General features: G+C 67.4%; 23 protein-coding genes. 14 read left to right on the top strand and 9 right to left on the bottom strand.

Annotated elements, in window-relative coordinates; all coding sequences use genetic code 11:
• The first annotated feature begins 12 nt into the window (after positions 1 to 12).
• From dctP to GH266_RS09110, 3 genes are all read left to right on the top strand, one after another.
• Positions 13 to 1089 carry a TRAP transporter substrate-binding protein DctP gene (gene dctP / locus GH266_RS09120; protein ID WP_158193625.1) on the top strand — a complete coding sequence of 359 codons (1077 nt, stop codon included), beginning with the start codon at positions 13 to 15 and terminating at the stop codon, positions 1087 to 1089.
• A gap of 74 nt (positions 1090 to 1163) precedes the next feature.
• Positions 1164 to 1646, top strand: coding sequence for a TRAP transporter small permease (locus GH266_RS09115; protein ID WP_158193624.1), 483 nt, complete (start codon positions 1164 to 1166; stop codon positions 1644 to 1646).
• Positions 1643 to 2947, top strand: a complete 1305-nt coding sequence (locus tag GH266_RS09110) for a TRAP transporter large permease (RefSeq protein ID WP_158193623.1) — start codon at positions 1643 to 1645, stop codon at positions 2945 to 2947. The genes GH266_RS09115 and GH266_RS09110 overlap by 4 nt, the downstream gene beginning before the upstream one ends.
• 49 nt (positions 2948 to 2996) lie before the next feature.
• Here the strand turns inward: GH266_RS09110 and GH266_RS09105 are convergent, their stop codons facing one another.
• From GH266_RS09105 to GH266_RS09080, 6 genes are all read right to left on the bottom strand, one after another.
• On the bottom strand, positions 2997 to 3845 hold the full coding sequence (locus GH266_RS09105) for a fumarylacetoacetate hydrolase family protein (protein ID WP_158193622.1): 849 nt from the start codon (positions 3843 to 3845) through the stop codon (positions 2997 to 2999).
• A gap of 37 nt (positions 3846 to 3882) precedes the next feature.
• The gene (locus GH266_RS09100) at positions 3883 to 5490 is read right to left on the bottom strand and encodes a GMC family oxidoreductase (RefSeq protein ID WP_158193621.1); all 1608 of its coding nucleotides are present in this window, start codon (positions 5488 to 5490) and stop codon (positions 3883 to 3885) included.
• 41 nt (positions 5491 to 5531) lie between these two features.
• Entirely contained in the window at positions 5532 to 6860 is a 1329-nt protein-coding gene (locus GH266_RS09095) for a TRAP transporter large permease (protein WP_158193620.1), read from the bottom strand.
• Positions 6853 to 7452 carry a TRAP transporter small permease subunit gene (locus tag GH266_RS09090; protein ID WP_158193619.1) on the bottom strand — a complete coding sequence of 200 codons (600 nt, stop codon included), beginning with the start codon at positions 7450 to 7452 and terminating at the stop codon, positions 6853 to 6855. Before GH266_RS09090 ends, GH266_RS09095 begins: the two co-directional genes overlap by 8 nt.
• A 95-nt stretch (positions 7453 to 7547) precedes the next feature.
• Complete coding sequence (locus GH266_RS09085) at positions 7548 to 8564, bottom strand: TRAP transporter substrate-binding protein (protein ID WP_158193618.1); 1017 nt, start codon at positions 8562 to 8564, stop codon at positions 7548 to 7550.
• A gap of 84 nt (positions 8565 to 8648) precedes the next feature.
• Positions 8649 to 9686, bottom strand: coding sequence for a C-terminal binding protein (locus GH266_RS09080; RefSeq protein ID WP_158193617.1), 1038 nt, complete (start codon positions 9684 to 9686; stop codon positions 8649 to 8651).
• Between the two features lie 176 nt (positions 9687 to 9862).
• Between GH266_RS09080 and GH266_RS09075 the strand changes: the two genes are divergently transcribed.
• A complete protein-coding gene (locus GH266_RS09075) occupies positions 9863 to 10585 on the top strand; it encodes a GntR family transcriptional regulator (protein ID WP_158193616.1) in 723 nt (240 codons plus the stop codon).
• Positions 10586 to 10624: 39 nt separating this feature from the next.
• Here the strand turns inward: GH266_RS09075 and GH266_RS09070 are convergent, their stop codons facing one another.
• Complete coding sequence (locus GH266_RS09070; RefSeq protein ID WP_158193615.1) at positions 10625 to 11545, bottom strand: helix-turn-helix domain-containing protein; 921 nt, start codon at positions 11543 to 11545, stop codon at positions 10625 to 10627.
• A 234-nt stretch (positions 11546 to 11779) separates the two neighbouring features.
• Here GH266_RS09070 and GH266_RS09065 point away from each other — a divergent pair, with 234 nt between their 5' ends.
• From GH266_RS09065 to GH266_RS09030, 8 genes are all read left to right on the top strand, one after another.
• The gene (locus GH266_RS09065) at positions 11780 to 12802 is read left to right on the top strand and encodes a TRAP transporter substrate-binding protein (protein WP_158193614.1); all 1023 of its coding nucleotides are present in this window, start codon (positions 11780 to 11782) and stop codon (positions 12800 to 12802) included.
• 249 nt (positions 12803 to 13051) lie between these two features.
• The gene (locus GH266_RS09060; RefSeq protein ID WP_158193613.1) at positions 13052 to 13555 is read left to right on the top strand and encodes a TRAP transporter small permease; all 504 of its coding nucleotides are present in this window, start codon (positions 13052 to 13054) and stop codon (positions 13553 to 13555) included.
• Positions 13552 to 14838 (top strand): TRAP transporter large permease, encoded by a 1287-nt coding sequence (locus GH266_RS09055; RefSeq protein ID WP_158193612.1) that lies wholly within the window; start codon positions 13552 to 13554, stop codon positions 14836 to 14838. The genes GH266_RS09060 and GH266_RS09055 overlap by 4 nt, the downstream gene beginning before the upstream one ends.
• Positions 14835 to 15686, top strand: a complete 852-nt coding sequence (locus GH266_RS09050) for a dihydroorotate dehydrogenase electron transfer subunit (protein ID WP_158193611.1) — start codon at positions 14835 to 14837, stop codon at positions 15684 to 15686. Before GH266_RS09055 ends, GH266_RS09050 begins: the two co-directional genes overlap by 4 nt.
• On the top strand, positions 15680 to 16624 hold the full coding sequence (locus tag GH266_RS09045) for a dihydroorotate dehydrogenase (protein ID WP_158193610.1): 945 nt from the start codon (positions 15680 to 15682) through the stop codon (positions 16622 to 16624). Before GH266_RS09050 ends, GH266_RS09045 begins: the two co-directional genes overlap by 7 nt.
• A complete protein-coding gene (locus tag GH266_RS09040) occupies positions 16621 to 17904 on the top strand; it encodes a Zn-dependent hydrolase (RefSeq protein WP_199270487.1) in 1284 nt (427 codons plus the stop codon). Before GH266_RS09045 ends, GH266_RS09040 begins: the two co-directional genes overlap by 4 nt.
• Positions 17901 to 18950 (top strand): dihydroorotase, encoded by a 1050-nt coding sequence (pyrC, locus tag GH266_RS09035; protein ID WP_158193609.1) that lies wholly within the window; start codon positions 17901 to 17903, stop codon positions 18948 to 18950. The genes GH266_RS09040 and pyrC overlap by 4 nt, the downstream gene beginning before the upstream one ends.
• Positions 18951 to 18997: 47 nt before the next feature.
• Positions 18998 to 19312 (top strand): hypothetical protein, encoded by a 315-nt coding sequence (locus GH266_RS09030; RefSeq protein ID WP_158193608.1) that lies wholly within the window; start codon positions 18998 to 19000, stop codon positions 19310 to 19312.
• 56 nt (positions 19313 to 19368) lie between these two features.
• Here GH266_RS09030 and GH266_RS09025 read toward each other — a convergent pair whose 3' ends face one another.
• Positions 19369 to 20343 (bottom strand): lysylphosphatidylglycerol synthase domain-containing protein, encoded by a 975-nt coding sequence (locus tag GH266_RS09025; protein ID WP_158193607.1) that lies wholly within the window; start codon positions 20341 to 20343, stop codon positions 19369 to 19371.
• Positions 20344 to 20539: 196 nt separating this feature from the next.
• The gene (locus tag GH266_RS09020; RefSeq protein ID WP_158193606.1) at positions 20540 to 21037 is read right to left on the bottom strand and encodes a YciE/YciF ferroxidase family protein; all 498 of its coding nucleotides are present in this window, start codon (positions 21035 to 21037) and stop codon (positions 20540 to 20542) included.
• A gap of 215 nt (positions 21038 to 21252) precedes the next feature.
• On the opposite strand from GH266_RS09020, the gene GH266_RS09015 reads away from it, so the two are divergent.
• Together GH266_RS09015 and GH266_RS09010 are read left to right on the top strand one after the other, a co-directional pair.
• Positions 21253 to 22227, top strand: a complete 975-nt coding sequence (locus GH266_RS09015; protein ID WP_158193605.1) for a PRC-barrel domain-containing protein — start codon at positions 21253 to 21255, stop codon at positions 22225 to 22227.
• Positions 22228 to 22445: 218 nt separating this feature from the next.
• On the top strand, positions 22446 to 23138 hold the full coding sequence (locus GH266_RS09010; protein WP_158193604.1) for a gluconate 2-dehydrogenase subunit 3 family protein: 693 nt from the start codon (positions 22446 to 22448) through the stop codon (positions 23136 to 23138).
• The last annotated feature ends 13 nt before the right edge of the window (positions 23139 to 23151 follow it).

Genomic DNA, 23151 nt, shown 5'->3' with positions numbered 1-23151 from the left:
GGAGGGAAAAAAATGAAACTGGGCACGTGGATCAAGGGTTTTCACGGCAGCGTCTGCGGGGCGGCGCTGCTGCTAGCCGGCACCATCGGGGCGCAGGCGGACAGCTTCCTGCTGCGCATGGGCGGCGGTCACACGACCGGCCTGACCTATATCGCCACCTATGACACGTTCTTCGCCGACGAGGTGCAGAAGCGGGTCAAGGAGCGAACCGGTCACGACATCCGCTTCATCAAGGCCTGGGGCGGCAGCGTCGCCAAGGTCGACGGCGCCGTCGAGGCAGTGCAGCGCGGCACGCTCGACATCGGCTTGTCGCCCATCGGCTTCGAGCAGTCGCGGGCGGCGCTTTTGAACTACAGCGCCATGGTCCCCTTCACCACATCCGATCCGGTGCTGCAGGGCCGCGTCGCCTCGCGCATGCTGGCCGAGGTGCCGAGCCTGCAGGAGAGCATGGAGCCCTACAACGCCCATATCCTGTCGATGATGGTCACCGAGGCCTACGGCCTTGCCACCAGCTTCGACTGGACGGCGATCGACGAGCTCAAGGGCCGGCGCATCGCCATGGCCGGCACCAACGCGCCGCTCTTCGTGCCCATCGGCGCCGTTCCGGTCAATCTCGGCATCGGCGAGCACTACCAGGCGATGCAGACGGGCCTTGCCGAGGGCAGCCTGTTCTTCATCTCCGGCATGGAGGCCTTCCAGCTCAAGGAAGTCTCCTCGACCTTCACCCGGACCGGCTTCGGCTCGCTGGCGACCTTCGTCTCCTTCATGAACAAGGACACCCGCGAGCGGCTGCCCGAGGACGTGGTGGCGATCATCGACGAGGTGGCGGCCGAGGCGGCGGTGATCGTTGCCGAGCGCAGCGCCGAGCGCGACCGCCAGCTCGCCGAGAAGCTTGCGGCCGAGGGCATCACCGTGCGCGATCTTTCCGACGAGCAGCGGGCCCGCTGGGCACGGGCGGTGACCGACATTCCGGTCACCTCGATTGCCGGCCTGGAAGATCGCGGCTATCCCACCGCGGAGGTGCTGAGGACCTATATCCGGATCCTCGGCGAGGAAGGCTATACCTTCCCGACGGACTACCAGTTCTGAGTGGGGCGATGCCGGCCGGGCGCCATGTCCGGCCGGCTTTCGTCTTGTGCCGTCCGTCCAACCGGTGGAAAGACATGGAACGCTTCATCAACCGGGCGGCGAGCCTGCTGGCGGATCTCGGCAGCCTCGTCGTCTATCTCTGTGCCGGGCTCATCGTCTATGACGTGTGCGCCCGCCTCGCCTTCGGGCGCCCCTTCGCCGGCACGGCCGATCTCGTCGCCATCGCCCTGGTTCTCGTCACCTTCCTGCAGGCGATGAAGGCGCTGCTGCAGGACCGGCTGCTGCAGATGACGCTGCTTTTGGAAAAGCTGCCGGGCGCGGTGCTGACGCTTGCCATGACGCTGGCCAATCTGGTCGGCGCGGCGCTGTTCCTGTGCCTTGCCGCGATCTCGGTCGAGCCCATCGAGCAGGCCTACCGGACCCATGAATTCTTCGGCACCGACGCGTTCCGCGTCACCGCCTGGCCGGTGCGCCTCGCGGTCGCGCTGCTGTGGTGCATGCTGGCGGTCGCCTTCCTCAGCAAGGCCCGCAGCAGCTTCGGGAGGAGCGCGCGATGATCGAACAGACCGCGGTCATCGCCCTTGGGCTGATCTTCGTGCTGGCGCTGGCCGGCGTGCATATTGCCCTGGCCTTCCTCATCGGCTCCACCGTCGGGCTCTACCTGCTGTTCCAGGACTGGTGGATGACGCTGGGCCTGTTGCAGCAGACGGCCTTCGACGGCATTCGCGACTACAATCTGATGGTGATCCCGCTGTTTGCGGTGATGGGTCTGCTGATCGCCCGCTCGGGCGCTGCGACAGACCTCTTCTCCGCCGCCAACCGCACCTTCTCCCGCGTGCCGGCGCGCCTTGCGGTGGCAACGGTTGCGGGCAACGCCTTCTTCGCGGCGGTGACCGGCGTCGGCGTGGCGGCGGCCGCCACCTTCAGCCACATCGCCTATCCCTCGATGCAGGCGGCCGGCTATCGCCGCAGCTTCGCCGCCGGCTGCATCGCCGGCTCCTCGGTGCTCGGCCTCCTGATCCCGCCCTCGGTCTTCATGATCGTCTGGGCGATCCTGACGGAGCAGTCCATCGGGCGGCTGTTCGCGGCCGGCGTCCTGCCGGGCATCGCGCTGGCCGTGCTCTTCGCGCTTTACTGTGTGGTGCGGGCGATCCGCGATCCGCAGATCGTGCAAGCCGAGACGTCCGTCGCGCCCGAAAGCGCGCCGCGGCCCGATCCGGTCGGCATCTTCGGCATCCTGGCGATCATCGTCGTCACGCTCGGCGGCATCTGGGGCGGCTTCTTCACCCCGACGGAGGGAAGCGCCGTCGGGCTTGCCGGCGCGCTTTTGCTGTCTCTCGCCAAGGGCATGAGCCGGAGTGCCATCGTCGAGGCGACCCGCGAGGCGGGCATGGTGGTCACGCCGATCATGCTGCTGCTGCTGGGCGCGGCGATGTATTCCAAGCTGCTGGCGCTCGCCGGCATCCCGCAGGTGGTGGGCATGCTGTTCGAGACGATGGAGCTCGGCCCGACCGGCACGGTGCTGGTGATGGCGGCGATCTGGCTGGTGCTCGGCTGCTTCGTCGACAGCATCTCGATCATGCTGCTGACGGTGCCGCTGTTCTGGCCGATCGCGCAGGCAATGGGCATCGACGCGGTGGTCTTCGCCATCGTCGGCATCCTGGTGATCGAGGCCGGCGTTCTGACCCCGCCCTTCGGCATCGGCGCCTTCGTGGTGCTGGCGGCGATCCCGGACAAGGAGCTGCGCCTGTCCGAGGTGTTCCGCGGCCTTGCGCCCTACTGGATCATGATCCTGGCCATTGCCGTCGCGGTCTATCTGTTCCCGCCGCTGGCGACGCTGGTGCCCTCGCTGCTTTGAGGCTGCGGCGCGGCGGTCCTGTCACCGCCGCGCCGCTGGTTTTCTGCCGTCAGCTGCCGTGCGCGATGACGCTCTGGCGCTGGGCGCCGAGCTTTTCCACCGACAGCTCCACCACATCGCCCTCGCGCAGGAAGCGCGGCGGCGTGAAGCCGAGGCCGACGCCTTCCGGCGTGCCGGTGGCGATGATGTCGCCGGGCATCAGCCGCATGAAGCGCGACATGTAGGAGATGATCGTGGCGACGCCGAAGATCATGTCCGAGGTCGAGCTGTCCTGCATCGTCTCGCCGTTGACCGACAGCGTGAGGGCGAGATCCTGCGGGTCGCCGACCTCGTCCGGCGTCACCAGCCAGGGGCCGACGGGGCCGAAATTCGGCGCGGACTTGCCCTTGATCCACTGGCCGCCGCGCTCGATCTGGAAGGCGCGCTCGCTGACATCGTTGATCGTGCAGTACCCGGCGACATGGGAGAGGGCCTCGGCTTCCTCGACATGCTCGCAGACCCGGCCGATGACGATGCCGAGCTCCACTTCCCAGTCGGTCTTGACCGAGCCCTTCGGCAGGATGATCGGGTCGTTCGGCCCGCAGATGCAGGACGTCGCCTTGGAGAAAAGCACCGGCTCGGCCGGCTCCGGATTGTTGGTCTCGCGGGCATGGCGGGCATAGTTCAGCCCGACCGCGAAGAAATTGCGCACCGCACCGACGCAAGGCCCGATGCGGGTGCCGGCCGGGACTTGCGGCAGCGCGGCAAGGTCGGTGTCCTTGAGCCGGTCCAGCGTCTCGCAGGAGAGCGTTTCCGGCGTGAAATCGTCGATCAGGCCGGACAGGTCGCGGATCGTGCCGGCCTCGTCGAGGCAGCCGGGCTTTTCCGCGCCCGCCGGTCCAAAGCGGAGAAACTTCATGGGTTGTCCTTTCGGGTCTTGAAACGGAATGCGCCGCTCAGGCGGGGCGCAGGATCATGTCGGCGGCCTTTTCGGCGATCATCACCACGGGCGTTGCCGTATTGCCGGAGACGATGCGCGGCATGATCGAGGCATCGACCACCCTGAGGCCCTCAAGGCCGCGCAGCCTCAGCTGCGGATCGACCACGGCATGGTCGTCGGCGCCCATTCGGCAGGTTCCGACGGGGTGGAAGATGGTCGTGCCGATGTCGCCGGCCGCGCGGATCAGCCCGGCATCGGAGACGATGTCCGCCCCCGGCAGCGCCTCTTGCGGCGCGTATTTGCGCAAGGTTGGCATGGTCATCAGCTTGCGGGCATGGCGCAGCGAGCGGCGGGCGATCTCGCGGTCGCCGGACGTTGCCAGGTAGTTCGGCGCGATCTGCGGCGGGTCGTGCGGCCTGCCGGGCGACAGGTGCACGCTGCCCCGGCTTTCGGGGCGCAGGTTGCACACGGACACGGTGACGGCGGGATAGGGGTGCAGCGGCTCGCCGAGCCGGTCGGTGGAGAGCGGCTGGATGTGGTATTCCAGATCCGGCGTTGCCTGGTCCGGGCCGCTGCGGGTGAAGATGCCGAGCTGGCTCGGAGCCATCGACAACGGGCCCGAGCGGCGCCACAGATATTCCGCCGCCATGGCGATCTTGCCGGTCAGCGAGTTGGCGATCTGGTTCAGCGTCAGCGCGTTCTCGACGCGGAACACCATGCGCAGCTGCAGGTGGTCCTGCAGGTTCTCGCCGACCTCCTCCATGTGCTGCACGACGTCGATGCCGGCCTCCTTCAGCCGCGCGCCCTGGCCGATGCCGGACCGCTCCAGCAGCGCCGGCGAGTGGATCGCACCTGCCGCCAGCAGCACCTCGCCGCGCGTGCGCGCTTCGCCCCGCCTGTGGCCGCGGGTGAAGGCGACGCCGACGGCGCGCCCGTCCTCGACGAGGATGCGCTCCACCTCGGCATGGGTGAGAAGGCGCAGGTTGGGGCGCTTGAGGGCCGGCTTCAGGAAGGCGCGGGCCGCGCTCCAGCGCCGGCCGTTCTTCTGGTTGACCTCGAAATAGCCGGCGCCCTCGTTGTCGCCGGCATTGAAGTCGCTGCTGCGGGGAATGCCCATTTCCGCCGCCGCCGTCTGCACGTCCTCCAGCAGTTGCCATTTCAGCCGCTGCCGCGCCACCTTCCACTCGCCGCCCTCGCGGTGCAGCGGGCCGTTGCCGCCCGGCCGGTCTTCCGAGCGCAGGAAATGCGGCAGCACGTCCTGCCAGCTCCAGCCGGTGTTGCCGAGCGCGGCCCAGCCGTCATAGTCGGCGGCCTGTCCGCGCATGGAGATCATGCCGTTGATCGAGCTGCAGCCGCCCAGCACCTTGCCGCGCGGATAGGCGAGGGAGCGGCCGTTCAGCCCGTTCTCGGGCTGGGTGCGCAGCATCCAGTCCGTGCGCGGATTGCCCATGCAGTAGAGATAGCCGACCGGGATGTGGATCCAGGGATAGGTGTCTTTGCCGCCGGCCTCCAGCAGCAGGACGCGGGTGCGCGGGTCTTCGCTCAGGCGGTTGGCGAGCACGCATCCGGCGGTTCCCGCGCCGATGATGATGTAGTCGTAGTCGCCGTCGAGGGTGGACGTCATGAAGGTATCCGAAGGGGCTGTGTTGCAGGTGGCCGGCGACGTCAGTAGAGGGCGATGCCGGGGAAGAGGATCAGGATCGCCACTGCCAGGACCTGCAGGCAGATGAAGGGCACCAGCGAGCGGAAGATCTCGCCGAGCGTTATCTCCGGCGGCGTCACGCTCTTGAGGTAGAAGGCGGCCGGTCCGAAGGGCGGCGTCAGGAAAGACACCTGCATGTTCATGGCGAAGAGCACGCCGAACCAGACCGGGTCGTAGCCGAGGCCGATCACGATCGGCACGAAGATCGGCATGGTCAGCAGCGCGATGCCGACCCAGTCCAGGAACATGCCCAGCACGAAGAGGATGCCCATCATCAGCAGGATGATGACGGTGGGCGAGTCCGAGACGCCGGTGATCAGCGAGGAGATGAAGCGGATGCCGCCCATCAGGTTGTAGACGCCGACCAGCGCGCTGGCGCCGATGCCGATCCACATGATCATGCCGACGGTGGCCAGCGTGTGCATGGCCGCGTCGAGCAGCATGGAGAAGGAGAACTCGCGCCGCAGGATCGTCGAGACGATGACGCCGGCAACGCCGATGGCCGAGGCCTCCGTCACCGAGGCGATGCCGCCGTAGATCGAGCCGAGCACCACCGACACGACGAGAACGGGCAGGATCAGACCTTTCAGCAGCGGCAGCATCTCCGACAGGGACGGGCGGTCTTCCGGCGGCGGCGGGGCGACTGCGGGATCGGTGTAGGAGCGGAACAGGATGTAGCCGATATAGAGCCCGGCCAGCATGAAGCCCGGCACGAAGGCGGCGGTGAACAGCTCGCCGACGGACACGTTTGCGGTCAGGCCGTAGATGATCAGCACGATGGAGGGCGGCACCATGGTGCCGAGCGAGCCGCCGGCGCACACGACGCCGATGGCGAGCCGGCGGTCGTAGCCCAGGCGCAGCATCTGCGGCAGCGCGACGAGGCCGAGCAGCACGATCTCGCCGCCGATGATGCCGCTCATCGCCGCCAGGATCACCGCGACGAAGACGGTCTGCACCGCGACGCCGCCGCGCAGGCGCCCGCCGACCAGCTTCATGGCGTCGAACAGGTCGCGGGCGATGCCGGAGCGGTCGAGGATCGCCGCCATCAGCACGAACATCGGCACGGAGACGAAGACGAAGGAGGAGACGAAGGAATAGACGCGGCTGGTGATCAGCGGCACCGCATTGGGGCCGAACCAGCCGATGGCGAAGACCAGCGCCACCAGCAGGGTGACCAGCGCCAGCGGCATGCCGGTGAGCAGCAGGGCCACCAGCAGGGCGAACAGGACCAGCGTGCCGTATTCGATGCCGAGCGCCTTCAGGTTCAGGCCGAGGTCGAGAAGGTCAAGCATCGTCGTGCCTCTCAGGCCTTGCGAGGCCGCGCAGGTAATTGAAGGTGAGGACCAGGAACTGCAGGCTCATCGTCACCAGGACGACGAACAGGAACACCTTCAGCACCGCCGGGGCGGGCGAGTTCCAGGCGCTGCCGCTGGTTTCCAGCGCGAAGCTGCCGTCGGGGCGATAGACCGCCTTCCGCGCCATCAGCCAGGCGGCCCAGGCGAAGAACAGGCTGGCGCCGAGGCAGGCGAGGGAGATCAGCACGTCGAGCAGGTTGCGCAGGCGCGCGCCGACGAGGTCGTAGATCAGCACGACGCGGATATGGCTGTTGCGCGCCACGCAGTAGAGGCCGCCGAAGATGAAGGTGAGGGCGCTGAGAAAGGTCGTCGTTTCGTGCGCCCAGGTGGTCGGCGAGTTGAAGACGTAGCGCAGGAAGATCTCCACCACGAGCACGGCCATCGCAACGATGATGCCGATGGCGAAGAGGCGTGCGATCCGGGTGATGGCCCAGCCGAGCCGCCCGGCTTCCGGCAGGTGTTCGAGCCGCCTTGCGGGGGCGTTGGCGATGCCGGCGATGTCTGGACGCGGGTCCGGGGCTTCGGACATGGGGAGCCACTCCGGTCTGGGGCGCGGTGCTGTCGGGCGTTCTTCGGCAAAAAGGCCCGGGCGCAGGGGATGCGCCCGGGATATTCAGGCCTGGCTCAGTTCAGCATGCCCTGGCTCTTCAGGTAAGCGGTCAGCGTGTCGTAGACCTTGCGGGCATTGTCCGAACGGTCGGCGATCTTGGCCCACTGGTCCATGGCGATGGTGCGGAACCGGGCTCGCTCGTCCGCCGGCCAGTTGTGGACGGTGATGTTCGGATCGGCACTGGCTTCCGCATAGGTCTTCAGGTCGTTCATCGACAGGATCGCGACCGAATCCTGCGCGAAGTCGCGGACCGAGACGGTGAGGATCGCCTGCAGGTCGGCCGGCAGGGCGTTCCACTTGTCGAGGTTCATCGACACCTCGACCAGCGGCATGGAGTGGAAGCCGGGATAGACCGGATGCGGGGCGACCTTGTGCAGGCCCTGCTGGTGGTTGGTCGAGAACACGGTGGAGTCCGCGGCATCGATCACGCCCTTGTCGAGCGCGGTATAGACCTCCGAATAGGGAAGGTTCACCGGCACCGCGCCGGCGGCGGCGAAGACTTCCTGGATCAGGCCTTCCGGAGCGCGGACCTTCAGGCCCTTGAGGTCGTCGACGCCGTCGAGCGGACGGGCGGAGACGAAGCCCTCCAGGCCCGTCGTGGTGGCGCCGATGAAGCGCAGGCCATAAGGGCCTTCCAGCTCGTTCATCAGCTCATGGCCGCCGCCATAGTTGATGAAGCGGAACATCTCGTCGGGCGACGACCAGGCGCCGATCGGGTTGGCGATCAGGCCGAAGGCCGGGTCCTTGCCGGAGAAGTAGCTGACATCGGTGATGTGGCCGTCGAGAATGCCGGAGCCGACGGCGTCCTGGGTCTCGTTGTACTCGACCACGGCGCCGACCGGCAGCAGCTCGATGACGAGGCGGCCGCCCGACATTTCCTTCACCCGCTCGGTCCAGGCCTGCTGGATGGCGAAGTTCGGGTTGCCGGCCGGGTCGACCGACTGGAACGTGAACTCGAACTCCTGCGCCAGGGCGCCGGTGCCGGCCAGCATGCCGGTGGCCAGGATGGCGGTTGCAAGCGTCTTTCTCATGGTCTTCCTCCCAGGGGCGGACATGTTTGTCTGATCCCATGTCCTTGGATCGTGTCGCAGGTGTTTCCCGCGAAGTCTGCCACGTCAGGCGACGCCGCTCAGCGGGGTCGCGACCGGCGAATTCACCAGGTTGCGCAGCCGTCCCTCGCGCAGGAACTGCATGGCCGTCTCCACCGACAGGCGGCGGGCGTCGGCAACGCTTTCCGGGCTGGACCAGGCGGCATGCGGGGTGACGAACAGGCGCTCGCCGACGATTGGGTCGGCGCCGTTCGCATAGGCGCGGGCGATGGCGTCCGCAGGCGAGGGCGGCTCGACCGGCAGCACGTCGATCCCCGCTCCCGCGATGGTGCCGTTGCGCAGGGCCTCCAGCAGCGCATCCATGTCGATGATGGCGCCGCGGGCGGTGTTGATCAGCACCGCATGCGGCTGCATCTGCGCCAGCCGCTCCGCGTTGATCATCTTCAGCGTCTGCGGGGTCAGCGGGCAGTGCAGGCTGACCACGTCCGCCTGCGCCAGCAGCTCCTCCAGCCGGTCGCAGCGGTCGACGCCGGCGGCGATCTCCGTGCCGCGCGAGACCAGCGGGTCATAGGCGAGCACGCGCATGCCGAAGGCCTTGGCCCGCAGCGCCGCGGCGATGCCGATGCGGCCCAGCCCGACGACGCCGAAGGTCTTGCCCCTCAGCCGGGCGAGCAGCGGAGCGCGGGCGTGGTCGAAGCCCTCCTGCGGCGAGGCCATCAGGTTGCGGTGATAGGAGCCGATGCCGCGGCGCAGGGTCAGCATCAGGGCGATGGCGTGGTCGGCCACCTCGCTGGTGCCGTAGTCGGGGGTGTTGCAGACCGGAATGCCGGCGGCGGCGGCCGCGTCCAGGTCGATATGGTCGAAGCCGACGCCGGCCCGCACGATGATGCGGCAGCGCTCCAGCCGGGCGATCATCTCGCGTGTCACCGGCATTTCGTGCCAGACCACCATCGCGTCGCAGCCGCGCAGCACCGCATCGGGCAGCCGGTCGAAGCTGCGCTCCCGGTGGATGTCCCAGTCGACCTCCTCGCCCGCCGTCGCCCTTTCGATCAGGGCGTCGTCCGGGTACTGGGCGTCGGGGGTCAACAGGCGAAGGCGGGACATGGGGAACCTCTTGGAGTTCTCGAGACGCGATTGGTCATTGACGTTTCCATTCTAGAATTCTAGAATTTCATGGAATGTCAAACGGTTTTTATCGCGCTTGAAAAAGTCCGGAATTCAGGTGATTTCAGGCTTGTTCGTCCGCGATGGAACACGACCGGACCGGGAAGGAGAGCGTCTTGTCACTCACTCAGGAGGCCTGCGAGCGGCTGCGCGATGCCATCGTGTCGGGCCGGTTCGAGTTCGGCGAACGGCTGTCGGAAGAGCAGATCGCGCGGGCCCTTGGCATGAGCAAGGCGCCGGTGCGCGCGGCCTTCATGGACCTGCGCGACATGGGGCTCGTCACCATCGTGCCGCAGGCCGGCACCTATGTGGTGACGCCCTCGCGCCAGGACGTTGCGGAGATGAGCCGCTTTCGCGCGATGCTGGAGCGCGAAGCGCTGCAGGACGCGCTGGCGCGCGATCCCGAGACCCTCGTGCACCGGCTGAACGGGGCGATCTCCCAGATGCAGCACGCCATCGACGTGGGCGAGTGGTGGCTCTACAGCCGCGCCGACAGCGCCTATCATCGGGTCATTCTGCAGACCGCCGGCAACCGCTACCTGGAAAAGGCCTACGACCTCACCGCGACGGCGCTGGAGGCGCTGCGCGCAAGGTTGCAGTCGGGCGAGGGCAACTTCTGGAGCCGGTCCTTCTCCGAGCATGTGGAGATGCGCGACCTCATCGTGCGGCGCGAATTCGAGGCGGCCCACGCCCTGCTGCGCGAGCATATCCTGGTGATCAACCGCTCGCTCGCCCTGCCGGAGAACGGGCTGCAGGCCGGCCCTTCGGCGCGGCAGAAGGGCAAGCGGCGCTCGGACGAGGAATGCCTGGAGGCGCTGTCCGCCTTGGCGCTGCCCTGACGCTGCCTTGGCCCCGCCCTCAGCGAGGCCGCGGCGGCCTCACTTCGCGCCGGGCGTCTCCGCGATCGCGTATTTCTCGATCATCGCTTCCAGATAGGCGATTGCCTCGGCGCCCTTGAGCGCGTCGCCCCACAGGCGTTCGGCGATGGATTCGTGCAGCGTCATCGCCTCGGCGGCCGAGGTGATCAGCGCAACGCCGAGGCGCACATTCGGCTGTTCGCCGAGCCGGAATGGGCTGATCGCCAGCACCGAGCGGTTGGTCTGGCGGAAGATCTGGAAGCTCGTTGCCGGCACCGGGCCGCGCACGATGCCGATCTGGATGCCGATGGGCTGGTCGCGCAGCATCGACAGCAGATACTCCGCCTCGCGCCGCGCCATCAGCCGGCGATGGTCGGTCGTCTCCGGCGACAGGTCGTGCCGGCCGATCAGCCCGTGCAGCAGGAACCGCTCCAGGTCGGCCGAGGAGATCAGGCTGACGATCAGCGGCCGGCGCAGGCGGAAGGCGTCCTTTCGGGCGTGCAGGATCTCCAGCAGCCGTTCCACCGCTTCGGCGGCCTCGCCCGCAGGGTCCGTGCCTTCGGGAATCGATTCGAGCAGCACCTCCTTGAGGATCTCGTCGTAGCCGTCGGAGGTGAGCAGGTAGGACATCGGGCTGAACAGGCCGATGATCTGCTGGCACTCGTCCTCCAGCTGGCGCATGCGCTCGAAGAAGCCGATGGAGGTGCTGACATATTCCACGCCGACGCCGAGGAGGCTCGGCAGCGACACGCCGAGTTCGTCGGCGATGGAGGTCAGCATCTCGATCTTGCGGATCTCGCCCTTTTCGGCCCGGTAGAGGGCGGCACGGGAAATGCCGAGCTTCTCCGCCAGCGCCTCCGGCGTCAGTCCCTTGCCGAGGCGATAGGCCCTCAGCCTCGCGCCGATATCGCTGAAACGGATGGCGTCGTCGTCCTGGGTCAAAAGGGTGTCCCGTGGGCTGGGAGCAGGCGATGCCGGCGCGAGGCCGGATGACCGTTGCAGTGTTCAATTCCGAGCATGATAATCAGTTCTTGGACGAATTGTCCAATTGTCTCATTTTTGAGATGAGTCGTTGACAGCATCCGGATCGCTCAATACGCTATTCACTTCCGCGCCTGTATCGCGCCAAGAAACAAAAGCGTATCCAGTGCCTGTTAGCCTTAGAGGTGGAGCCCTATGACACATACTGTTCGCAAACTGGCCGCAACGGCCGTTCTCGCCGTTGCCGGTGTCGCCTTCTCGACCGGTGCCTTCGCGGCGGATTTCGTCGCCAAGATCGGCCATCTGGAGTCGACCCAGCAGTCCCGCCACGTGCACCTTGAAAAGGTTGCGGCACTGGTCGCCGAGCGCACCAACGGCGCCGTCGAGTTCCAGATCTTCCCGCAGGGCCAGCTCGGCCAGCAGCGCGAGATGACCGAGGGCGTGCAGCTCGGCTCGCTCGAGGCGACCGTCGCTCCGGCTGCCTTCCTCGGCGGCTTCAACCCGGTCGTGTCGATCCTCGACATTCCCTTCCTGCTGCCGGAAGACGATGCCAAGGCGCAGGAGCTGCGCTCGGGCACCTTCGGCAAGGCGCTGTGCGAGTCCTTCGAGAGCCGCGGCGTCGAGTGCCTGATGCTCTGGCCGAACGGCCGGAAGAACTTCTCCTCCAGCAAGCCGCTGGCCTCCATGGAAGACTTCTCGGGCCAGAAGTTCCGCGTGATGGATTCCAGCATCCTGATCGAGCAGTTCAAGTCCGTCGGCGCTTCCGCCATCGCGCTGCCCTTCGGCGAGCTCTACACCTCGCTGCAGACCGGCGTCGTCGATGCCCAGGAGAACCCGCTCGACACCATCCGCGCCATGAAGTTCTACGAGGTGCAGAAGTACCTCGTGCTCTCCAACCACGGCGCGATGGAGGACGTGATCCTCTTCAACCCGACCTTCTGGGCGAGCCTTCCGGAAGAGTACCGCACCATCATCACCGACGCCTTCGCCGAGGTCGTCCCGGACCTGATCGCCCACAAGAAGGCCTCGGTCGCCTCCTCGCTGGAAGAGATCAAGGCTGCCGGCGTCGAGGTGCGCGAGCTCTCCGCCGAGGAGAAGGCCGCGTTCCGCGAGACCATGTACCCGGCTGCCCGTAACGCCTACATCCAGGGCGCCGGCGAGGAAGGCCTCGAGCTGGTGAACCTGTACGAGCAGGAATACGCTACGATTACCAAGTAATCGTCGGCGGTGCCCGCGGGCGCGGCCCGGACCGCGCCCGCAGGCTCTTTACCTGCAGTGCCTGATGCCTGCAGGCGCCTTGACCGTCGTCCTGCGGCGGGTGGTTTCGTCCCGGCCCGCATTCGTGGCGGACGGTGTGCGTCCCGACTTGATTGTCCGCGCGGCTCGGACCGCGCCCGCGATCTTCATCCTGACCACCGTCCGGCGGCGGACGGGATGGCCCTTGCGGCGGATGTCTGGAGCAACTCTATGCGCAGCGCTCTTTCGGTCCTGCGCACCGTCGAACGGTGCGCACTCGTTTCGATTTTTCTGACGATGGCGGGGCTCTACTTCGTCAATGTCCTGGTTCGCGCCTCGGGCAGTCCCCTTGCCTCCAGCCTCGGCTGGATCGAGGAGGCGGTCCGGTTGATGAACCTCTACCTGGTCTTCCTCGCCCTCGGCTACGCGCTCGAGATCGGCCGGCACGTCGCCGTCGATACCTGGCGGTCCCGCATCGCCGAGGCGACCCGCCTGCCGGTCCAGCGCATCATTGATGCCGTCGGCTTCCTCTTTTCGCTCTATCTCGTCTGGCTCGCCTGGAAGATGACGCTGTTCGTCTTCGGCTCCGGCCAGAGAAGCCCGACGCTGGGCCTCGAGATGGGTTGGATCTATGTCGCGCCCCTGGTTGGCTTCGGGCTGCTTGCCCTGCGCTACCTGCTGAGCTTCCTCGGGTTGATCGACCGCACGCCGGCACGGGAGGCCGACGAGGCATGATTCTCCTCTTCCTCATCGTTGCGCTGGCCGTCGTGCTGCTGATCGCGGGCTTCGAGATGTTTCTCGTGCTCGGCGTGCCGGCCCTCTTGATCAAGCAGTTCTTCTACGGCTCCCTGCCGGATCCGGTCGTGGTGCAGAAGATCCTCGGCGGCATCAACCATTCGACGCTGCTCGCCATCCCCTTCTTCATCCTGGCGGCGGAGCTGATGGGCGAGGGCCAGATCGCCCGCCGGCTCACCAGCCTCGTCCAGTCGCTGCTCGGCCATCGCAAGGGCGGCATCGGCTACACCATCGTCGGCGGCTCGATGGCCTTCGGCTCCGTGTCCGGCTCGGCGCCGGCGACGGTGGCGGCGATGGGCCGGCTGGTCTATCCGGAAATGCGCAAGGCCGGCTTCAGCGACAAGTTCTCGCTCGGCCTCATCGCCTCCAGCGCCGAGACGGCGCTGCTGATCCCGCCGTCGATCACCTTCATCATCTACGGCTGGATGACCGGCACCTCGGTCGCGCGCCTGTTCGTCGCCGGCATGGCCGTCGGCCTGGTGCTCGGCCTGGTCTTCGCCATCATGGTCGCCATCGAGGCGCGCCGCGCCGGGGTTTCGGCCGGAGAGCGCACCTCCTGGGGCGACCGGCTGCGTGCCGTCGTACATTCCGGCTGGGCGCTCGGCATGCCGGCGATCATCCTCGGCGGCATCTATTCTGGCGTCTTCACCCCGACCGAGGCCGCTGCCGTCAGCGTCGTCTACGCCATCTTCGTGGAGATGGTCGTGTTCCGCGAGCTGACCCTGGCGAAGCTGTTCAAGGTGACCGAGCGGGCGGCCGTGTCCACCGCCATCATCTTCATCCTGCTGGCGCTCGGCGGCCTGCTCTCCTACTTCATCACGCTGGCGCAGATCCCCGGGCAGATCCTGGAGTTCCTGGCCGCCGTCGATGCCGGGCCGATCGTCTTCCTGCTGGTGGTCAACGTCGTCTTCCTGATCGCGGGCATGTTCATCGATCCGAATTCGGCGCTGCTGATCCTCGTGCCGCCGCTCTATCCGGTGGCGATGGCGATGGGCATCGACCCGGTGCATTTCGGCATGATCGTCACGCTCAACATCTCCGCCGGCATGATCACGCCACCCTTCGGGCTGGATCTGTTCGTGGCGTCCTCGACGCTCGGCAAGCCGGTGATGACGATCATTTCCGGTATCTGGCCCTTCGTGATCGCCAACCTCGTTGCGCTCGGGATCATCACCTACATCCCGTCGATCTCCACCTTCCTGCCCAATCTGGTGTTCGGATGACCAGCGTTCTGACAAGACCCGCTTCCGCTGCCGGCGGACGGGCCCAGCCCGTCGTCTTCGAGCGGGACCTCGATGTGCTCTCCAACGACCCGGTCAACGGCGAGTACATGCGCCTCGTCCTGGCGGCCCCGCGCGAGATGCTCGATCTCTGCCGGGCCGGCCAGTTCTTCAACCTGCTGTGCCCGGCGCTCGGCGGCGAGACGCCCTATCTGCGGCGGCCGATGAGCATCTACGGCTTCTATCCCGAGCGCGGCGAGCTGCACTTCCTCTACAAGGTTACGGGCGCCGGCACCCGGGCGCTTTCGCAGCTTGGCGCGGGCGATGCGCTCAACGTCATGGGCCCGCTCGGCCAGGGCTTCCGCATCGACGACGACTGGCAGCGGCTGGTTCTCGTCGCCCGCGGCGTCGGCCTTGCAACGCTGGCGCCGCTGGCGCTGGAGGCCAACCGCCTCGGCCGGCATCTGACCGCGATCTGCAGCGCCCGCCATCCGGACCTGTTGATGTCCATCGACTATTTCCGCGAGCTGGGGGCCGAGATCATCCCGGTCACCGACGCGGAAGGCACCTCGTCGCTCGAGAACCTGGAAAAGGTGATCGAGGAGAGGATCGCAGGTCCCGGCATCGATGCCTTCTACACCTGCGGCTCCAACCGCCTGCTGACCCTGTTGCAGCGCATCGGCAAGCGCCACGGCATTCCGGGCGAGATCGCGCTGGAGCAGCAGATGGCCTGTGGCCTGGGCATGTGCCACTGCTGCGTCCGGCCGTTCCGCAAGGGCGACAAGACCGTGCAGCTGCGCGTGTGCCGCGAAGGACCCGTCTTCGATATCCAGGAGGCCATGCCATGGTAGACCTGTCCGTCGACATCGGCAGCTTGACGCTGAAGAACCCGATCATGCCGGCCTCCGGGACATTCTCGGAGGAACTGGCCGAGGTCTTCGACATCGAGTGCCTCGGCGCCCATGTGACCAAGACGATCACAAGGGGCCTGCGCGACGGCAACCCGACGCCGCGCGTGTGCGAGGTCGGCTCGTCGATGCTCAATTCCATCGGCATCCCGAGCAAGGGCGTCGGCGCCTTCCTCGACAAGGTGGTGCCGTTCTACCAGGCCTACGAGACGCCGCTGGTCGTGTCGATCTCCGGCAACACGGCGGACGAGTTCGCCCGCCTGTGCTCGGAAGTGACGGTGGAGGGCGTTGCCGCCATCGAGGTCAACATCTCCTGTCCGAACATCGAGGAAGACGGCAAGGCCTTCGCCATCCGTCCCTCCTCGACCTACGACGTGATGCAGAAGCTGCGTGCGGCGACGCATCTGCCGCTGTGGGCCAAGCTGACGCCCAACACCGGCGAGACGCCGGAAGTGGCGCGCGCGGCGCAGGAAGGCGGCGCCGATGCGCTGGTCGTCGCCAACACGTTGCTGGCCATGGCCATCGACATCCGCACCCGCCGGCCGAAGCTCGGCAACCTGATGGGCGGCCTGTCGGGTCCCTCGCTGAAGCCCATCGCTCTGCGCATGGCCTATCAGTGCGCCAAGTCGACGACCATTCCGGTGATCGGCTGCGGCGGCATCTCCACCGCCGAGGACGTGATCGAGTTCCTCATTGCCGGTGCCACCGCCGTGCAGGTGGGCACCGCCACCTTCATCAATCCGACCGCGATGGTCACCGTCATCGCCGAGCTGGAGAGCTATCTGGAGCGCGAGAAGCTCTCGTCCGTCCGCGACCTGATCGGCACGCTGATCGACGAGGAGCAGAAGGAGGGCGTCGTGTTCATGGAGGCGGCACCGTGACCGCGCTGAGGAAGACCGGGGCTTACGACCGCGCGGAGGAGCTGCGCCTTGCCGGCTTCCTCTTCGACGAGATCGCGCGCATGTCGCCGGACGTGGAAGGCGTCAGCCGTCCGGCCTTTTCCGACATCGAGACCAGGACGCTGTCCTTCCTGGAGGACTTCGCCCGCCGCGAGGGGCTGGAGGTCTGGTACGATGCCGGGCTCAACGCCAATTTCTGCCTGCCGGGCGACCGCGAGGCCGCGCGCTACACGGTCATCGGCTCGCATGTCGACAGCGTCCCCTTCGGCGGCAATTTCGACGGTCTCGCCGGTGTCGTCGCCGGGCTGCTGTGCCTGGTGCGGGCGCGGCGCGAGGGGCGCAAGTTCGCCTTCCCGGTGCATGTGCTTGCCATGCGCGGCGAGGAAAGCGCCTGGTTCGGCCCGTGCTATATCGGCTCCAAGGCGCTGACCGGCACGCTGTCCGCCTCCGACCTTGCCGCCCGCCACAAGGGCGACGGCCGCACGCTCGATGCGCATATGGAAGCCATCGGCATCGACATGGCGCCGGTGCGCGCCGGCAAGCCGCTGATCGACCTGTCGCGGATCGAGGCCTATCTCGAGGTGCATATCGAGCAGGGGCCGCTGCTGATCGGCAAGGCGGTCCCGGCCGCCGTGGTCTCCGGCATTCGCGGCAACATCCGCTACCGCTCCCTGCGCTGCATCGGCGAGGCCGGCCATTCGGGCGCCGTGCCGCGTGCCTTCCGCCGCGATCCGGTGCTGGCCATGGCCGACCTCCTGGTGCGGCTCGACGAAAGCTGGGCAACGATTCTCGCCAAGGGCGACGATCTGGTGCTGACCAGCGGCATCGTCGGCACCGACCCGGAAAAGCACGCGATGACGCGCATTCCCGACCAGGTGTCCTTCAGTCTCGACATCCGCAGCCAGAGCGCGCGGGTGCTGGACGAGATGCGCGACCTGCTGAAGACGGAGATGGCGCAGATCGAGCGGGACCGGAAAGTGCGCTTCGAGCTCGACGAGGAGTTGCGCGTTGCCCCCGCCCTGTGCGATGCCGGTCTCGTCGCGCGCCTGAGCAAGGCCATGGAGACAGTCGGCCAGGAGCCGTTCGTGATGGCGAGCGGCGGCGGACACGATGCGGCGGTCTTCTCGGCCGCCGGCGTGCCGGCCGGCATGGTCTTCGTGCGCAATCGCAACGGCTCGCACAATCCGCAGGAGGCGATGGAGCTGCCCGATCTCCTTTCCGCCACCGATATCGTCCATCAATATCTTATGGTTGCGCCATGACACAGCTGACGATCCGGACGCCCGACGACTGGCATCTCCACCTGCGCGACGGGGCGATGCTCGCCGGCGTCCTGCCGCACAGCTCCGCCGACTTCGCGCGTGCGATCATCATGCCGAACCTGGTGCCGCCGGTGGTCACCACCGCTCATGCGGAAGCCTATCGCCAGCGCATTCTCGCCGCCCTGCCCGAGGGGCACGACTTCACGCCCCTGATGGTGCTCTATCTGACGGAAGGCACCGAGGCGGACGATGTCGAGGCCGGTTTCCGCAGCGGTCTCGTCAAGGCGGTGAAGCTCTATCCGGCCGGAGCCACCACCAATTCGCATGGCGGCGTGCGCGACTTTTCCAAGGTCACCGCGGTGCTGGAGCGCATGGCCGAGATCGGCCTGCCGCTCTGCGTGCACGGCGAAGTGACGGACCCTTCCGTCGACATCTTCGACCGTGAGGCGGTGTTCCTGGAAAAGGTGCTCGATCCGCTGCGTCGGCGCGTTCCGGGCCTGCGCGTCGTGCTGGAGCATGTGACGACGCGCAACGGCGTCGAGTATGTGCGCTCGCAGGAGAAGGATCTCGCCGCGACGATCACGGTTCATCACCTGATGATCAACCGCAATGCGATCTTCGCCGGCGGCATCCGCCCGCACTACTACTGCCTGCCCGTCGCCAAGCGCGAGGAGCACCGGCTGGCGCTGCGCGAGGCGGCGACCTCGGGCGATGCGCGCTTCTTCCTCGGCACCGATTCGGCCCCGCATGTGGACCCGGCGAAGGAATGCGGCTGCGGCTGCGCCGGCATCTACACCGCGCCGAACGCGATGGCCTGCCTTGCCCATGTCTTCGAGGAGGAGGGCGCGCTCGACAAGCTCGAGGCCTTCGCCTCGCTCAACGGGCCGGCCTTCTACCGTCTGCCGCCGAACGAGGGCCAACTCGTGCTGGAAAAGCGCGAGGCGCCGGTCCCGGTGCCGGACAAGGTGGTGACGGGCGACGGCACGGTCACGGTTTTCGATCCCATGGTGCCGGTCCGCTGGACGGTCGCGGCCCGCAGGTCGTAAGGGCCGGCGGCCAAGCCGGCAAAAAATCTTCTTCAAGGGAGAGCGTGATGTTCATTGAGGTTGCGAATGGTCTGACCGAGCACAGCGCGAGCGTGCGGAGCTTCGAGGCGTGCGCGCGCGAGGCTCGTGCCCGCATCGCCGGCGAGCCGGAGCATGCTGTCGCCTGGCTGCTGGTGTCGCGCGCGGCCCAGGCTTTCGTCGATGCCTATGACGACCAGCCGCTGACGCTCGACGTCGCCGGCCAGGCGCTGGAGCAGTTCCGCGATCTGCTGCAGACGCTGGAGACTGCCTATGCGGGCGGCTCCGCGGAGGCGAAGGTCGAGGCGCTGAACAAGATCGCGCTGCGTCTCAACGCCATGTGAGGCGTGCGGGCCGGCCGTTCGTGCCGGCCCGATCTCTTGCGTTTCGAAATTGCGGATCAGGACCGGCGGTCGGCGGCAGGCGTCGCCCCGGACGGCGTTTCCGCGCGCTGCTGCCGCTTGCCTGCCGGGCGCAGGAGATACTCGCTCGCCAGCAGGGTCGGCAGGCCGAGCGCCAGCGGCACCAGGAAATACACCAGGCGGAAGACGAGCAGCGCGCCGACGGCTTCCGCGCCGGGCTGCAGATAGAGCACGGTTGCCTCCAGCACGCCCAGCCCGCCCGGCACGTGGCTGATCAGCGAGGCGAGGATGCCGATCACATAGATCGCCGCCACCTCGAGATAGTTGACCTCCGAGGTTGCCGCGAGCAGCTGGTGCAGGCAGGCGGCGACGCAGGCATAGTTGGCCGTGCCCGCTGCGACCTGGCCGATGGCAAGCGGCAGCGGCGGCAGTTTCACCGACCATTTGCGGACCGACAGTTCGCCGCGCACGAAGGCGGAGAGGACGATCCAGGCCAGGGGCAGCGACAGGCAGACGATCGCCATGCCCTTCAGCTCCGGCCCGTTGACGCCCATCAGCCCTTCCGCCGTCGAGGGATAGAGCAAGAGAGCGATGCCGCCCATCGTCGCCAGTCCCAGCCCGACGGTGATGCCGCAGAACAGGATCACCTTGGCGACATCCCCGACGCCAAGGCCCCAGCGCGCATAGAAGCGGTAGCGGATGGCGCCGCTGGACAGCGCCGCGACCCCGACATTGTGGCCGATGGACAGGGCAGTGAAGGAGGCGAGCGCCGTGCGGCGCCAAGCGAGCGGCTTGCCGGCATAGCGCACGGCCAGCCAGTCGAAAAAGGTGAGGCAAAGATAGGACGCTGCGGCAAAGGCGAAGGCGCGGGCAAGATACGCGGCCGGAATGGCGCGGACGGAGTCCATGATCTCGGCGAGCGAATACTGGCTCAGCGTCCGGTAGAGCAGATAGGCTGCACCGGCGATCGCCATCACGATCACGAGCCGAAGAAACAACTTGTAGAACGACATTCGTCTCTCTTTCTGGCCGGCCCCCGCCAACTCAACCCAACTCGACCCGCCCCGGCGCGAGCGGGGCGGCGGCTCTGCCGCTCGCCCCTTGCGCATCTTCTTCCCCACCCCGGATGGCGGAGGGGAAAAGCCGCTCGTCTCGCCGGCGAGCCGATCACAGGCCCGCCGGGCCGATGACCGGCAGATCCGGGGTCGGTCAGGCCGCCTTGGCGCGCGCGTTGGCCGAGGCGTCGGCGAGCTTGGTCAGGCTCTCGTCGGTCTTCGCCTCTTCCTTCAAGGTGTCCTGGAGCAGCTTGGCCGCATCCTTGAGACCCAGCTCGTTGGCCCAGCGGTGCAGGGTGCCGTAGCGGGTGATCTCGTAGTGCTCGACCGCCTGCGCGGACGAGATCAGACCGGCATCGAGGGCAGGGGTGCCCTTGAACTCGTCGATGATCTCCTCGCCTTCCGCGATGATGCCCTCGATGGCATCGCAGGTCTTGCCGCGCGGGGCCTTGCCGAGGATCTCGAACACCTTCTGCAGGCGCTCGACATGGCCTTCGGTCTCCTCGCGATGCGTCTCGAAGGCCTTCTTCAGATCGTCGGACTGCGCCGCCCGCTGCATCTTCGGCAGCGTCTTCAGGATCTTGCGCTCGGCGTAATAGATGTCCTTGAGCGTGTCGTGGAACAGGTCTTCGAGGGTCTTTTCCTTGGCCATTGCGTTTTCCTTTCTCGTGTTGGTCACCGCCGGACGGTGCGGTGTGCGAACGTCTCGCCGCAGGGATTGTTCCCTCCGCGTCCGTGCATCTGCGGCTGCAAGGATCCGGCGGGGCGCAACGGAACATCCGCCGGGGGACAGGTGTTGGCAGGGCAGACCGGGCGGCGCGGCGATGCCGTGCCCCGGGAAAAGTCACACCAAGAAGGAGGTAACGAATGACCCGCTACGCAACCAAGACCGCCGGCGTTCTGCTCGCCGCCACCGCGCTGTCGCTGCTGCCGCATGCAGCATTTGCCCAGCAGGGGAATGCGCCGGCAGGCCAGGAGCAGCAGATGCGCCAGCAGGGCCAGGATCAGAAGGCCGGCCAGAACGCAGGTCAGGCCGGCCGGCAGGCCAATGCCCAGGTCGCGGGCCAGTGCCAGGAGCGGCTGGAACAGTCGGCCGAGCGCATGCGCGAGGATCAGTTCTGGCTGACGGGCTGGGGCGCCGGCTACGGCACGCGGCCCGTGGGTACGCCCACTGCCGCGCCGGACGGCGCCGCGCGGCCGGGCGCCGAGACGCCCGCTTCGCCGACCGGCGTTCGTCAGCCGATGGCCGGCGATCCGCGCGGTACGGTAGAAGGCGCCTATTCCCCGCGCGAGCAGATCCGCACGCTGTACTTCGCCGCCCATATCCTCTCCCAGCGCGGCGAGCAGGAGGGCTGCGACTATGTCGCCGGCCAGCTCGATGCGGTCTATGACGACTACACGAGCCAGCTCACTTCGGCCGGCGTCGAGCCGTCGGAAGTGACCGACTGGCGCCGCGAGCAGCTGGCTCTTGCCCAGCCGATCGACGAGGTCGAGGGCATGCGGTCCTATCGCATCGACAATCTGACCGGCACCGACGTGCGCAACATCGACGACGAGACCCTCGGCAGCGTTCACGACGTGGTGCTCGACCCGGCGACGGGCAGCGTCTCCTACGTGCTGGTCGCGCGCGGCGGCTTCCTCGGCCTTGGCGAGGAATATGTGGCCGTGCCCTGGGAGCGGCTGCATGCAACGCCGGGCCTTGAGACCATCGTCCTGACCCTCAGCCAGGAGGAACTCGAGCAGGCGCCGACCGTCGACCCGGCCGAGTTCCGCAACCCCGGCACGCGGGAGAAGTCCCGCGGTCCGGTCGACGAGTTCTGGTCGGGCATGGACACGCGCTGACCGGGCAGGGCGCAGGATTGCGCAAGGGTTCGGGGGCCGCGGCGGCAACGTCGCGGCCCTCGGCGTTTTGCCTATCCCTGCGACCGGCATCCGCAACGGGTGCTGCAAAAACGGCAGGGATCGCGGGAACATCCGCCGGGCCAACCTGTTCGGCAGGCAGAAACCCGGAGGGCACCGTGACGCACTACACGCGGAGACAGACACTGAGACTCATGCTGATGGCGGGCACCGCCCTTGCGGCATCTCGCGTCCTCGCCTCCGACTACGGGCGCGGGGCGGGCATGCCCTGGTCGCCGATGTCGGGGGAGGTGCCGTATTACGGCACCGGCAGCGAGCGCTTCTTCAGCCACGAGGAGCGACGGGCGGTGGCGGCGATCTGCGCAAGGCTCATCCCCAGCGACGACGACGGCCCGGGCGCGAGCGAGGCCGATGTCGTCACCTTCATCGACCGCCAGATGGCCGGCTTCTACGGCCGGGCCCAGCACTGGTACATGCAAGGCCCCTTCGCCGAAGGCACCTCGACGCAGGGCTACCAGAGCGAACACCCGCCGGCGATGCTGTACCGCCTCGCCCTTGCCGAGCTCGACGAGCATTGCCGCTCGCAGATGGGCGGTCCCTTCGCCGAACTGACCGAGGAAGACCAGGACGCGGTCCTCACCGGGCTCGACGAGGAGGAAATCGCGTTCGAGCGCGTCTCCGCCAAGACCTTCTTCGACCTCATCCTGGAAAACACCGTCGAAGGCTTCTTCGCCGACCCGATCTACGGCGGCAACCGCGACATGATCGGCTGGCGCTATGTCGGCTTTCCCGGCACCCGCTACGACTACCGCGACTTCGTCGGCCACAACGGCGCGGCCATTCCGCTCGAGCCCGTCAGCCTGCAGGGGCGTCCGGGCTGGTCGCAACCCTGACCCAACAGCCAGA

Source organism: Stappia indica (assembly GCF_009789575.1).
Classification (GTDB): domain Bacteria; phylum Pseudomonadota; class Alphaproteobacteria; order Rhizobiales; family Stappiaceae; genus Stappia; species Stappia indica_A.
This window is presented reverse-complemented; position numbering and strand designations above follow the sequence as displayed.